General features: G+C 36.2%; 2 protein-coding genes. Both read right to left on the bottom strand.

Annotated features, from left to right (window positions below):
- Positions 1-36: 36 nt before the first annotated feature.
- Positions 37-1272 (bottom strand): hypothetical protein, encoded by a 1236-nt coding sequence (locus NNH57_RS19600; RefSeq protein ID WP_108807995.1) that lies wholly within the window; start codon positions 1270-1272, stop codon positions 37-39.
- A 23-nt stretch (positions 1273-1295) separates the two neighbouring features.
- A complete protein-coding gene (locus NNH57_RS19595; protein WP_108807996.1) occupies positions 1296-15533 on the bottom strand; it encodes an SDR family NAD(P)-dependent oxidoreductase in 14238 nt (4745 codons plus the stop codon).
- Between the last annotated feature and the right edge of the window lie 22 nt (positions 15534-15555).

The following is a 15555-nucleotide window of genomic DNA, read 5'->3' as shown; positions in this document are numbered from 1 at the left end:
TTAAGATGCTATTGAAAAAAGGCCCGTAAGCGTTTTTTAATCGAAAATTTTGGATGAGATGGTATCATCAATTTCACAATTCGACAAAAATTTATTTCGCTCTACTGTTTTCGAAAAGTATATAACTGCCAATTGTTCTGGTTTGGCTTTAAACACTACTGCAGAGTCTAATGGAAAAGCCTTCTTAGCTTCATATAAAGGAATATGAAATAATTGTTCACATTTTTCTAAATCATGGCTTTCTTGAAAATCGGCCCAGCTACTGATCAAACCAAGTTTGCATCGTAACGCTTCCCAAAATTTGGGAAGAGGTTTTGCATTAGTAGGAACTGGTAATCCTGCTTGAAAAGCCTTACGAATATTAGCTGGATGGTAACTTGTATCATCATCGAACAGAAGTCCTCCTGCATAGTTTCCGGTATCATCAATATCAATATCTTTAATCCAGCTTCTCAAATTAACTGCCATAATACAAATTCGTGAATTAATCACTTTTGCAAAGCTTGAAGTAAGGATATCATTGGTTGAAACATAATCTACTGATGATGAATTTTCCTTAGCTTGATTTTTGGCTATATTGATTTTTTCAGGCTCTACATAAAACCCATAACATTTTGTCTTTTTACCAAATATGGCTCCTTTTACTAAATTTAAAATAAACGGTGCAGAATGAAAAAACTTAAATGATTTCTTACCGACAACTTCGGTTACCCTATCAGCAGCTTCTTGATTTCGTTTTGCTTCAAATTGTTCTACTGGTTTATCGGTAAACAGTTGATTAAAGATTTTATAATATGTATACCCATCAGCTACCACATGAGAAATTGAAAAAATAAGGGCAAATCCTTTCCCCTGAGAATGTTGATCAGGAACAATGGTTAATTTGGTTACAGGATCTGATTTGTTAATTAATTTTACTCCTTTGTTTACTATTGCTGGTTTAGATATGTTAAATAATTCGTCATATTTTATTTCAGATCCGATTTTAATATCAGAAGGATTATCAAAGAAAATTCGCTCTATTACATCATCTGGTATAACCCCTGAAGGATATGCAAGTTGTAAATTTTTATGTTTCTTGTTTTTCACCAATCGTCCTGCCAACCAAGGATTGCCATTGATAATTTCTTTTAATCGGTCGCGTAGAGTAATAGATGTGTGTGCTTGGTCACCTTTATAAAAAGTTATTGTGGTTATTCCATTTTCACCTTTTATTATGGTAGATGATTCTTCTTTTAATAAGGGTATGATGGTTTCATTTATACTTTGCATAATCAATTTATCTTAAGTATTTATTAATATGTGCTATATTTCTTTAGTAAGCCAATAGCTTGATCTGTTGTAATGGATTCATTTTCAATCTGATCAACAAGATTTTCTATAATTTCATAGTTCTTATTAATCGCTACAGGTGTATTTTCTATTACATGCTTTGATGTCGTTTTTTTGATCCAATATCGCTCTTTGGCAAATGGGTATTTGGGTAGGCCGATGCATTTAGGCTTAACTTCTCCATAGAGTTTGTTCCAATCCAACTCAAGACCTTTAACCCATAATTCTAGTACTTTCAAAAGTTTTTTATTCGCTATCCATTTATCAATAGTTTCCTGTAAATCGGTATCTGAATTAAATATGGATATCGAGGTATCATAGTGTTTTGCTTCTCCTCTGTAAAAGCTTTCAATATTTTTTTCTGAATTAAGATATGCCTGTAGTTTATCTACCAACTCCTCAACAGAGTTTACAATACATCCTAAACGTATCTCCATAACTTCCCGGGTTACCTGTAAGGAATAAGCTATGGAAAGCAGGTCAATAGTTTGATCCGGATTTTTTATTAAAGTTAGCAGATCACTAACTTTTTGTAGTAATTGTTCCTCTGTTTTAGCTGATAGAACAATCATGATTTGTGCATCTTCTCTGGGGTGCACAACAGAAGAAAATTGAGGAGTTATTGGTCTTGTATATTCTTCAATGACTACATGAGCATTAGTACCACTGCGTCCGAAGGAACTTATACCTCCCATGCGAGGTTTATCTTGTTCTTTTTTCCATTCCGTGGTGATCTTATTAATATAAAACGGGCTGTTCTCCCAGCTTATATAATCATTTTCTTCCTCACAGTTAATAGTAGCAGGTATTTTGTTATGCTGTAGTCCTTTTAACAGACTAACCACACTTACCAATCCTGAAGCGGCCATTGTATGCCCCAGGTTACTTTTACAACTGGTTATAGCACAATTAGTCGTTTGTTTTGAATCTGGTTGCTTCTCAATAAGTTTTTTAAAGGCATCATTTAAAGCATTTAGTTCAATAGGGTCACCCAATTTTGTTCCGGTACCATGTGCAATAATATGCGAAATGTCCTGAGGGTTGATACTATAATTGGTATAAACATTTTTGATTAGTGCTTCCTGGCTTTTACCACTAGGCGCGGTAACTCCATTAGTTTTCCCGTCAAAGTTGATACCGCTGGCTTTAATGGTTCCGTAAATAGGGTTACCTGCTTCAATGGCTGCTGATAGTGGTTTTAGCATAAGCACTACGATTGCTTCACTAGCACCAATACCATTGGCTTTTTTAGCAAAGCTATAGCATTGACCATCTTGTGAAAGCATTCCTGCCTGACTCATCTTAACGTAGAATTCTGGCGATAAAATCAAAGAAGAGATACCGGCAACTAAGGCTGATTCACATTCTCTGTTTCGTAAACTCATGATTGCCTGATGCATGGCTACCAATCCTGAAGAACAGGCTGTATTGGTCGCAATTGTAGGCCCTTGTAAGTCGAGGTAGTATGACAGTCTGGAAGATATCATGGCATTGCCACTATTACCAACTCCTTGTTCATCAGAAATAAGTGAGTTATATTGACTTTCTTCCATTCCTGCAAAAACACCAACCGGGGTTCCTCGTAGTGATGAAGGATCAATTTGAGCATCTTCAATCGCTTTGTATGCTTCAATTAAAAGCATCCTTTGACCGGGATCCATGGCTTCTGCTTCTCTGGGTGTTATTTCAAAAAACAAAGGATCAAATTCATCTACATTGTTAATAAAACCTCCTTTATTAGTGCTGATTTTATTATCTGAACCTCCAGACCTTGAGAAATAATCACGCCAATCCCAACGTGACAAAGGAATCTCGCTAATACCACTCTCTCCCTTTTCTAACATTTCCCATAATTGATCTGCTGTATCGGCTCCTGGGAAGCGTCCCGACATACCTATAATGGCAATAGGTTCCTGGGCTAAGTTCGAAAAGTATGAAGTATTTTTGGGCTTAGTTTGTAAGAAGCGTTTTTGGATTGCAGTTTTCTTTAATACTGGTTTTTTCGCGTCTACCTGTTGTCTTTCAATTATTTTACTCTGCGGTTTGTTATAAAATTCTTCTAAGTGATTACGATAATCCTGAACGAAGTAATCGCTTAACTTCTTAATAGTCGAATAATTATAAAATACTGCAGGAGTTATTGTAATAAAAAAATGTGTTCTTAGTTCTTTGGCAAATGTTGTTAAACTAATAGAATCAAAACCATAATCTGCTAGATTAGTCACTCCGTCCAGTTTTTCTGAAGGTATTTTCAAATTTGTAGAGACAAGCTTGATAAGATCAGCATAAACGCATTCTTGTAGTAAAAGGTCTTGATATTGCACCTTCCACCCTTTACCCATGTGAGCATGTTGGTTTTGAATATTTGATGGTAATTGATCAAGTGGCTCAGCTGCGTAGGTACGATCTAAGAATTGTTCAACACGGTTAGGTTTACCTTTAAGTACTAGTGTTTGCGTTTGATTAGATTGGATAATGTCATTCCATATTGTTATTCCTTCTGATGTTTCGAGTACATCTTGGCCACTGCTTTTAAGATAAAATGCAGCTTGCTCAAAATCGCCTTTGCCCATACCACCATCTTTCCAAAAAGGCCAATTAATAACGACGGATTTTCCATTATTTTGGTTTTTCTGCTCACGATAATAAGCATAAGCCATTAGAAAACGATTTGCTATTGCATAATCACAAGATCCAAAATCACCCAACATAGCTGCTGATGATGAAAAATAACACACAAAATCCAAAGGTTGTTCATTTAGTATTTCATCTAATACCATTATTCCCTTAGATTTAGGTTGAAGTACCTCATTGATGCTTTTTGTTGTTTTTTCATAGAAAACCTCAGAACCTTCAACTCCCGCTGTATGAATAATCCCTGATAGATTAAAAGGAAGATTTTTTGCCCAGGACGTTATTGCTTTTCTATTACTAATATCAACAGAATAATAGTAAACTTCTTTAGCTCCTTCCTGTTTTAATTGATCAATCTTTTCCTGAATTTCAGAGACTAATGGCCTTCTACCAAGTAGTAACAGTTTTGCCTGATACTCCTTAGCTAAATAACGCGCCAACTCAAACCCTAATTTCCCAATACCTCCGGTAATTAAATAACTGCCATTTTTTCTAAGTACTGGTGTTTTTGTAGTATCACTAAGATCAAATGGTCTATACGACAATTCAAACCTTTGCTGGTCTTTATACCAAATTACTCCGGGATGTTGTACGGCATCTAATAATTGCTGAGGCGTACATCCAGATGAATCTGTATAAAGTAATGATATCTTTGAATTAGGTAATACTAATTTTAAGGAACGCTCAAAGCCTATCCAGGAATAATCCCAACATGTTTCTACAGATGAAGGGTTATAATTACCTACTAGCGTAATATCAACAGGATTGTCAAATCTTTTAATAGCGTTAAATACATTAAACAATGCATGAATACCTTTTTCTTTATTATTTTTTGCCCAAGTATATATTAGTCCAATAGACTTATTACTTTTATCATTTACACCTTTAAGTACTTTTTGAATATCTGATACATTATTGGAGCGGCAGTGATAAAAGTTTTCAGATACTTTTTCGTATTTCTGTTCTTGAAATACAAAAATTGCTTTTGTAAACTGACCAGTATTATCGCTATTTATAATACTCTCTTTAAACTCTTTATCTGCAAAAATTATAAGCTGTTTGCTATCAGGTAATGAAGTATCGAAAGTAAGAGGTTGATCTTGCCAATATTCCTTAAAAAATAATTCTTGAGATACTTCTTCTCGCTGTAAGACAGTATCATCAAACTTGTCTTGATATACTTCAATCGCTTTTTCTACATTTTCGGAAGCATTGGTTTTTTCACCAAGACTCTGCAAGGATAGCCCTCTCATTTCTATACAAATATTACCTTGCTGGTCGATAAGGTCAATATCTAGTATGTGATTAGTCGTCTTTATATCTTTAATACGTACCCAGATATTCATTTCCTTCGTACAGGAAGATAGTATACGTATAGCGTTTAACGAGGTTGGGAATAATGGTTGACTTAGGGATTCGATATCAGTAACTAAACCGATACATGCCTGCATCACTCCTTCCATGATCGAAGGATAGAGTACAAATTCTTTTTGATCATTTTCTTCTAGAAGTGGTATGCTTACTTCTGCTAATAATTGATTATCTCCTTGATAAATACATGAGATTCCCCGAAGAGTAGATCCGTACACATGTCCTCTTTTCGATAGATCTGTGTATATGTCTTTAGGTTTCAGAGCAATCTTTTTCATTTCATCTTTGAGTTGCAAAATATCAAGTGTTGCAGGTTCTTTTAGATGACTATACGTAACTTGTCCCTGAAAATATATTTCTTGTTCTTCTTCAGTACTATAAATTTCAACACTTATTTGCTCGCCCACATGACCTTCTTCCTCGCCTGCAAATAATGCTATTCTAACTTCCTTTGTTTCTTCAACCACAATTGGTTTTGTAAAGAAAACATGGTGTAATTCAATTACTGCAGATTCATCCTGGGCAGCATTTGCCAATATCATAGCAGCTCGAGCCATTTCTAAACAAGCTAATCCTGGTAAGGCTTTATTGCCTTGAATCTTATTTTCTTTGATAAAAAATTCTTCACCATCAAATATGGTGTTATAGCTTTGCTGACGAAGGTCTGAAGTATTCTTATGTACTAATGGATGAAGTACTTCTAGAGCTTTTTTATTCTCTTTTTTATAACTATCAACCGTTTTTTCAATCCAATACCGCTCTCTCGCAAATGGATACAATGGCAAGTTGATACGCTTAGGTTTATGATCTCCGTAGAGTTTGTTCCAATCCAACTCCAGACCTTTAACCCATAAATCCAGTAATTTCGATAGTTTCTTTTGACTTATATAGTTATCTACAATGGTTTCTTTCATCTCATCATCATTACTGATAATTTGTAAACCTTCTTTATTGCGCTTCACCTGTCCCAAATAGACACCACGAATAGAATCCTCTCCCTCACTATAAGCTCGAAGTTTTTCTGTAAGTTGATCGATATCCCTCACCATAAAACCAAGGCGTTCCTCCATCGCTTCTCTACCTACCTGTAAAGTATACGCCATATCGACCAAATCTAACTCTCCCTTCTCCTCTTTAATAAACTTCAGTAAATCTGAAGCCTTTTGTTTTAACTGTTCTTCAGATTTGGCTGATAAAGGAACTATAAAATCCGAGTTTTGTGTAATCACCTGAACAGGTCGTTTAACCACTTCCTGGTTCTGAGAAACGTATTCGCCCATCACCAAATGCGCATTGGTGCCACTAAATCCAAAAGAACTGATCGCGGCCTGACGTTGTTGTGATTCTCTAACCTCCCAATCTCTTAATTCTGTATTTACATAAAAAGGACTACCCTCAAGATTAATATGTTCGTTTAGTTGTTCAAAATTTATAGTAGGTGGCAATTGTTTGTGCTTCATAGCTTGTAGCACTTTAATAAAACCAGCTACTCCGGCAGCTGTTAAACAGTGACCAATATTGCTTTTTACTGATCCTAGTGCGCAATATGCTCTTTCTTCGGTATATTTTTGAAAAGACCTACGCAATCCTTCTACCTCAATAGGGTCTCCCAGTTTGGTAGCTGTACCATGCGTCTCGATCAACTGAATGTTATTCGGGTCTACATCAAATTGATCATACACCTGTTGTTCTAATTGTATTTGGGATTCTGTATTAGGAGCTGTAATCCCATTAGTCTTTCCATCCTGATTAATACCCCATCCCTGTACCACTCCCAAAATAGTGTCGTTGTCTTTTTCTGCATCTTCTAACCTTTTTAGCATCACCACTCCAACTCCTTCGCCTGGGACAAAACCATTGGCTCGCTGATCAAAAGTATGGCATCTACCATCTGGAGAAAGCATCCCTGATTGTGAACTCATAATATGCATAGAAGGTGTCGCCATTATATAGACGCCTCCTGCAAGAGCAGAATCAATACTACCAGATACTAAAGCATCACACGCATTAGCAATAGCTACTAATGAAGAGGAACAAGCAGTATCTATAGAGACACAAGGCCCTTGTAAATTTAGAAAGTAGGAAATTCGAGATGCCAAAATAGAACCGGCAGCACCAGTAAATCCCTGAGCGCTTAATTGATGTTTTTTTGATTGCTGAAGATAATCTCCGGCTGCGCATCCTACATATACCCCACATTTACTACCCGAAAATACATGTGGATTGTATCCTGCATGTTCTATCGTATGCCAACAGGTCTCTAAAAATAATCGCTGTTGCGGATCCATACTTTCTGCCTCAATAGGAGAGATATTAAAAAACATTGGATCAAAAAGGTCATAGTCTTCTAAAGCTCCCATCCATTTGCTATACGTCTTGCCTTCAACAGTTTCTCCTGCTTGATAATACTTTTCAATATCCCAACGCTTCTTAGGAATCTCACGAATACAATTTTTTCCCTGAGCAATATTCTGCCAAAATGATTCTACATCACCTGCCTCTGGAAACTGACCCGCCATACCTATAACTGCAATAGATTGTGATCGAGAGGATGATTTTGTGAATTGATTAGCATTTTCTTGTAAACCTTTGCGTAAAGATGTAAGACGCCTACCTTTAACTGCTTTTGGAATAGTACTTTGAAAAACCTTTTCTGGGATATCAGCAGAAACAGTAGCGTCTGTTATAAGTACTCCCTTCTGTTTTATTTTATCCTGAATATGATCACTAAGAGCACTCAGAGTTGAATAACTATAGACAATGGTAGCTTGTAGTGAAAGCCCGTATTTTTCATTAATAGTATGTATAAAAGTTACTCCTACAATCGAATCCAATCCTAAATCTACAAACTGACTGTTATCATCAATCTCATCTTCTGATAAATGTAGCTCCTTGGCCAGTAGTTTCTTTAAGTCTAAAAGAATATTAGGAAATATACTTTGAGTATTTGCCTCTGGTTCTTTTTTGGGTATATCTGTGATTGTTGATGTCACCGATCTACTTACAGATATACCCTGTTTTTCTGACACTTCCTTAATATGGGTTCCCAATGCTGCCAGCGTAGCATAACTATACACAATAGTAGCTTGTAAAGAAAGATCATATTTTTCGTTAATGGTACGTATAAAGGTTACCCCTACGATAGAATCCAGCCCCAAATCTACAAACTGGCTATTCTCATCAATCTCATCCTCTGATAAATGTAATTCCTTTGCCAGCAGTTTTTTGAGATCTGATATAATATCTGGTAATTCATCTATACGTAAAACGGTATCTTCAATATTTACAGCAGGTGATTTCTCTGTAGCATTGATGGCTTCTTTCGAAATTGTACTATCTTGATAGAAATGACTCTCAATCTGTTGTAAAGTATCTTGTCTCCCTACAAATGTTGTTTCATGCATCGCTAGTTCATGACTATACGTTGTTTCTAACCGTTTTTTAAGATGCGCTGTCAATTGATCTTTGATCCCAACTAAACTTTTGCGAGAATACCTTGTTATTTGTCGAGCTAGTACAAGTGCTGCTGAATGGGTCTTCTTTCTAGGAAAAACGGGAAAAGACATTCTTTTATCTTGTAATGCTTTTCCAGAATATTCAACTCCTCTCAATAAGGTCTCCCGAGAAAGGTCATATCCTATTTTATCTGGAAAGATCAAAGTAGCTCCTGCTCCAGGAGTAAATCCATATTTCATATATGGGCTTACGTAACGACTCTCTTCACTAAACAAAACAAAATCTGAAAACATACCCATAGACCAACCTGCTCCAATGCCATGACCCTGCATCGCCGAGATCACCGGAATCTTACAGTCTAGAGCCAATTCAAAAATCTTGGTATCTGTAAACTTAGCTTTCCCTTCCTGGATCGCCAATAAACTATCCTTGGTACCTCCTGATGCAAAATAATTGTCATAACCCGTTAATACCACCACCTTATAAGAAGGGTGTTCTTCAATATGCATAAACACCTCTATCATTCCTGCTATAAAAGCGTCTGAAAACATATTCTTTGCCTCCCGATCTTCCATCGTAACCTCAATAATACCTTTTGGATAACTCTTTGCTTTTATAACTTTTGTGCTAAGAGTAATGTCCGTTATAGTTTTCGGTAATAACTCTGAAGTTTTTGTTTGTTCTTCTAACCAAACCGGTAACTCCTCTATCGTTTTCTTCAGTAATGAAGTTTGTGCCTTTTTCCATGTCCGTACAGTTTCCAAAGGTAACTTCACCCACCTTGATGCCTGATTTAATGCTTCTGAAAAAACATCATCTGTTACAATCAATGAACCTGCCTGATCTTGTAACTCAGTACCGGTATAGGTCTTACCTGCCAACAGTAATTCTTTACTCATAGTACATCCTAATCGATGACTAAATAACATAGCTGATCGCATTGCCAGCTCAGGAACTTCTATAAGACCTGATACAGAATACTCGCCTTGTGCATGGTAAATACAAACATCACAAGACGAACTGATCAACCAGCCGATATCTTTAGCATTAGAATTTATTACAACAACTATGGGAAGGGGGGATTCCAGAATCAAATCCTGAAATTCTAAAACGACTTCCTGCGAACCCGCCAAATCAGACACTGAAACAAAATCAGCAATATCACTGGTTAGAACAATCACTTTATAGTAATTGTCTTTATCTAGTTGAGTAAAAATAGTTTTTAACCCTGAAATGATATTTTCTAGTGAGCAGTTCTTCCCTCCTGTATGTAATGTAATTGTTAATACATGATCTGTATCGGCTTCTAACTTCAAATACTTTGAATCAAAGGTAAGTCGTGGTTTTATAGTTACTGTGCTCTCTACCTGTATTGTAGGTACTACAACCAGTTGCTCTGTCAATGTAAACAGCTTACGCCCCAAATGTTGCTTTAATAGTTGCAGAGCATCCCTTGATTTCTCACAAAGATCTAATGCAAAACTCTCTGTAAAGGAACTTACTTGATCCAATGCAAGAATGGGACAACTACATCCTTGTTTTTGTAACCCCTTTCCTGTTAATCCTTCGGATTGGTATAGAAAGTTATAAGCAAAAGCATTTCCAAATCGTTCTTTAAACCATAACTCTTCTTCTACACCAGGAAAAAATCCTTCTTTATAATTTGTAAAAGAATACTTACTCTCTTCACTACACATCATAAAATCACACAACCCACCTATCAGAAATCCAGCTCCAATAGCAGATCCTTTCATCTCGGCAATTATCGGAAAAGGAAAAGATGCTATAGCTTGATATAATCCCGATCTTACTGATTCATTATAAGATGTTCTGTCTCCTTGTAAGAACACATTACCACCACGCAATAACAACACTTTTAAAGAAGAGATCTCCTTTACATATGCTAATGCTTCTACCAATTCTGAAATTAAACCTGAAGAAAGCGTATTTTTATCAGGTGCAGATATAACTAGTGAATACAACCCTTTATCGTGATCAAATAACTTGATTAATGAAGCATTGGAAAGCTCTCCCCTTTGACTATCATAAGGTGTTATATCAGAAAGAGTAGTAGTTGTTTTATCCAACACAGAATCTTCCACTTCTTCTATACCAGAAGTACCTGGAGTAACTAATAAAATTTGAGTTGGTTTTTCTAATGTATTCTCTATAAACTTTTCTACTTCTGAATTTTCTAATACTATCTTTGAAGAAATCGGTATTGATAGTTGCTGTGGCGATCTCTGAATTTCCTCTAAATTTAACGATGGTTTTACTACTTCCTGTTGATTAAAAGTCTCTTCTATAAAATCGTGAACTACTTCCTGGTAACCAACCCCATATAGTTGTACACATACCTTACCTTCTTGATCACATAAATCGATATCTAAAGCATCTGCTCTACCTGAACTATAACGAACCCATACCCACATATTAGCTGTACAACTACTCTTGATTTGTAAAGAATCTATACCTGTAGGTTCTAAAGCTGTACCAGAAAATAACAATAAACCAGATTGTAATACTTCCTTAAGAATAGCAGGGTGTAAAACATAAACTTCTTCTTCTGAAAGTAACTCTTCTGGTAAATTTAACTCTGCCAGTAATTGCTTATCTCCCTGAAAAATGGAGGTTATGTTCTGATGCGAAGAAGACAATACACTTCTCTCCATTTTGGCTCTAAGAGCCTTGATATCCAATGTTGTTAAAGGAAGCTCATCATGTACTATAGCCTCTCCCTGACAATAAATTACTTCTTTCTCTTCAATACCACTATACACCTCAAAACAAACGCCTTCTTCTGTTTGCTTAAATAAGGCGATATGCACTTCTATATCATCTCTAAAAATTAAAGGGCCTGACCAAACTGTGTTGCTAAACTCCAAGAAATATGGAGCCTTTTCTTTGGGTAATGCTTCTGCAATTGCTGCACGAGCCATTTCTAAATAAACAGTTACCGAAATTTCCTTATGACCATTAGATAAACTCGAAATAAAAAATGCATCACCACTAAAAGTTGAGCTATATTTATGATTCTTAAGATCTGAAATGTTACTATGCACTAAAGGATGCAATACCGAGACTGCTGTATTATTTTCTACCTGTGATGCAGTATCACTAACAGCTGTCCAATAACGTTCTCTGGCAAAAGGATATGTCGGAAGACTCATCAATCCAGGAAGTACATCACCATACAATTGGTGCCAATCCACAGCATAACCTTTTACCCAAACATCTAATAGTTTAGCTATCTTTTTATCTGATATCCACTCTTGAATCACTGTATCAGTAGCTAACCCAGAAAAATCTCCATCTCGTTTGACCTCACCCTGATATATTTCTTCTATTTCTTTCGTATCATCAAGATAGGATTCTAGTTTTTCTTTCAACTCAACTATCGAACTCACCACCAGGCCAAGACGCTTATCCATTGCCTCCCGACCTACTTGTAAGGTATAAGACATCGAAGTTAAGTCAATATCTGTACACTCCTGATCAGGCATACCAAGGTAACCCAAGAGGTCAACTGTCTTTTGTCTCAATTGATCAGAGGTACGTGCCGATAAAACAATTCCTACATCAATAACTTGATCAGTATTTAAAACAGGACGATCTACATTAATGTATTCCTCTAGAATAATATGAGCATTAGAACCTCCTGCTCCAAATGAGGAAATACCTGCGATACGAGGTAATTCTTTACCATTTACTACAGGAGGATCCCAATCCCTTAACTCCTGATTGACTATAAAAGGAGTATTATCAAAATCAATATGAGGATTTAAACGCTTAGAATGTAACGATGGAACTATTTTACCATGCGCCATTTGTAATACTATTTTGGTCAAACCTGCAATACCTGCTGCTGATTCACAATGCCCAATATTTGACTTGGCTGATCCTAATAAACAATAGCCTTTATCTTTTTCAGTTTGATTTCCTTCAAATGCCTTAGATAATGCGGCTATCTCAATAGGGTCCCCAAGCTTTGTACCCGTACCATGAGCTTCTATATAACTAATATGACGAGGATCAGTATCTGATATTTTAAGTGCCTCTGTAATAGCACTCGCCTGAGCTTTAGGATTAGGAACACTATAGCCATTGGTCTTACCCCCGTGGTTAAGTGAACTCCCCTTGATTACTCCATAGATATGATTCCCATCTCTTTTGGCCTCTGATAATCTTTTTAAAACTACAACTCCAACTCCTTCACCAGGAATATAACCATCCCCGCCTTCTCCAAAACTCTGGCAATGACCTGCACTCGAGATAAACTGACCAGAACTAAGCATCTGATATTTATTCGGGTGAATGCTTACATTAACTCCACCTGCTATCCCTAAATCTGTACGGCCTTCTTTTAAATCCTGACAGGCCAAATGAATTGAAGTTAGTGAAGAAGAACACATCGTATCCAACGTCATACTAGGACCATGAAGGTTTAAAAAATAAGAAACACGGTTAGCAATACTGGCCAAGCTTCCGGATAGATTATATTCTCCGTACATCACACCTGCATAAACTCCCACCTGACCTGCCAGTCCTTCTTTACGAGGTATCTGTAGACTAGAACGAGTATATCCTGCATCTTCAATTGCCTTCCAACTATGTTGTAAAAATAAACGCTCCTGGGGATCTATTGATGCGGCCTCTCTGGGAGAAATATTGAAAAATCTTGGGTCAAATTCATCTACTCCTTCTATAAAACCACCCCATTTACTATAATGATAACCGCTTTTGCTACGGTCCTCACTATAATACGCTCGCCAGTCCCAGCGGTTTTTAGGAATTTCTGTAATACAATCCCTACCTTCTTTAAGATTATCCCAATATCCAGCTATATCAACCGAATTAGGATAACGGCCACTTAACCCCACAATGGCTATAGGGTCTACAGAAGCTGAATGTATAGAATTGGTTAAATCAATAAAAGGACGAGGACGATTAAAACGTTTACCAGAAATCAGTTTATGTTCTTTTCGTTCATCGGTTCCAGATTTAATATCGGCGGATTCTTCAATACTAATATTATTACCTGATGTCGTATTAAAAAGTGCCGTTAGTTGATGCTGATAAGATTTCAAAAAGTATTCTGTAAGCTCTCTAATAGTCTGGTATTCAAAAAATAATGTTTTTGGTAAAGCACCAAAGGTTTCCTCTAACAGACTTGTAAATTTCATTGCCAGTATGGAGTCGATACCATATTTTTCTAATGGCTCCTGAGGGTCAATCTTACGAGAAGTCAACTTTAACAGTAAAGAGAATTCTTTACACAAATAATCTTCAGTTTTTTCAAAAAGATCACTATGCCCCTTGTTGGTAATCATTGGAGAATTTATAATCTCTTGATCTATTTTTTTATTGTCATGTAATTGAAATAAATCACCCTTTATTACCAGGGCCTGATCTTGGTTTAACTCCAGACTACAATAAAATGCATGCATTCCTACGATGGTTTCCATCGGTTGTATTTGCATGGTTTGTTTTAATATCTCTTGACTTGCCTGATCTATTTGCATACCGCCGTCTTGCCATAGTGGCCAGTTGATAGATAAGGTCTGTCCCTGTCGTTGGTCTTTTTGAACCAACTGATTTCGATACACAGCAAATTGATCCATGAATCCATTAGCTGCTGCATAATCTGCCTGACCTACATTACCTATTTGTGATGCTACAGAAGAAAACAATACCAAAAAGTCTAAGTCAATATCCTTACTAGCCTGATCCAGGTTGAAAGTACCTGTTACTTTTGGAATGAGTACGCCACCAAATTCATCTCTTGTCTTTTTAACAATGAAATTATCAGAGGTCATACCAGCACAATGGAGAATACCATTTAATTGTTTATACTCTTTGGATATAGTAATTATAAGTTGGTTTACCTGTTCTAAATTACTTAAATCCAATTGTCGATATTCAACTGTATTGTTACGTACTGGTAATGCTTCAAGGATTACTTTTCTCTCTGTTGTTAATGCAGAACGACCAGTTACAATAACTCTGGAATGAGTGGTTTGTTTTAGGATTTCTTTGGTGAATAAAATCCCTAAACCTCCCATCCCTCCGGTAATAAGATATACGCCACGGTCTTTGAATGCTATTTTAGGATTTACATCACTCGCTTGTATTTCTTCTCTTTTCAAAACATAACGGATATTCTGATCATATTTAATCTGATGATCCTCAAAACTCGATACATTTTCCTGAAGCTGTAAAGAAAGTTCTTTTGCCCCTATATCAAAATGAGTACGTATGATTTGCCCTTTCAGTACTGGATTCTCAAGAGTAGCTGTTTGTAACAAGCCCGAAAGCCCCATAAAAACAACCTGTTCTATATCATTACCTACGACTATTTGAATCAGTATGTTGCCATAAGGTTTATTTGAAAGTATCTGTTGGAGATAGTCAAAACAGGACATAGCATGACTCTCATATCGATCGGCAATACTTTGATCTTCTCCTGAGGATAAACTTATAAAATGGCAACCTGGGAGTAGCCTTTTTATTTCATTCTCCTTTAACTTAGGTACTTCGCATAAAATGATATGATGTTCAGTATATTGTATTTCACTTTCAGATACTGGCATATTTTTTCTCCAAACCGGAGTATAGAGCATTGTTCCTATAACTTTACCTTGTTCTTGTAACTTTATAGTTTTAATTTTTTCTAATGCTTCAGTTTGTGTAAGTTTTCCTTTGGAAATATCTTGGAATATTTTTTTTAGGTTTTCCTTCATCTTTTCTTTCAAATTTTTCTCG

Source organism: Aquimarina spinulae (genome assembly GCF_943373825.1).
In the GTDB taxonomy this organism is placed as follows: domain Bacteria; phylum Bacteroidota; class Bacteroidia; order Flavobacteriales; family Flavobacteriaceae; genus Aquimarina; species Aquimarina spinulae.
The sequence above is the reverse complement of the archived record's forward strand: the minus strand, read 5'-3'. Positions and strand labels throughout refer to the sequence as shown.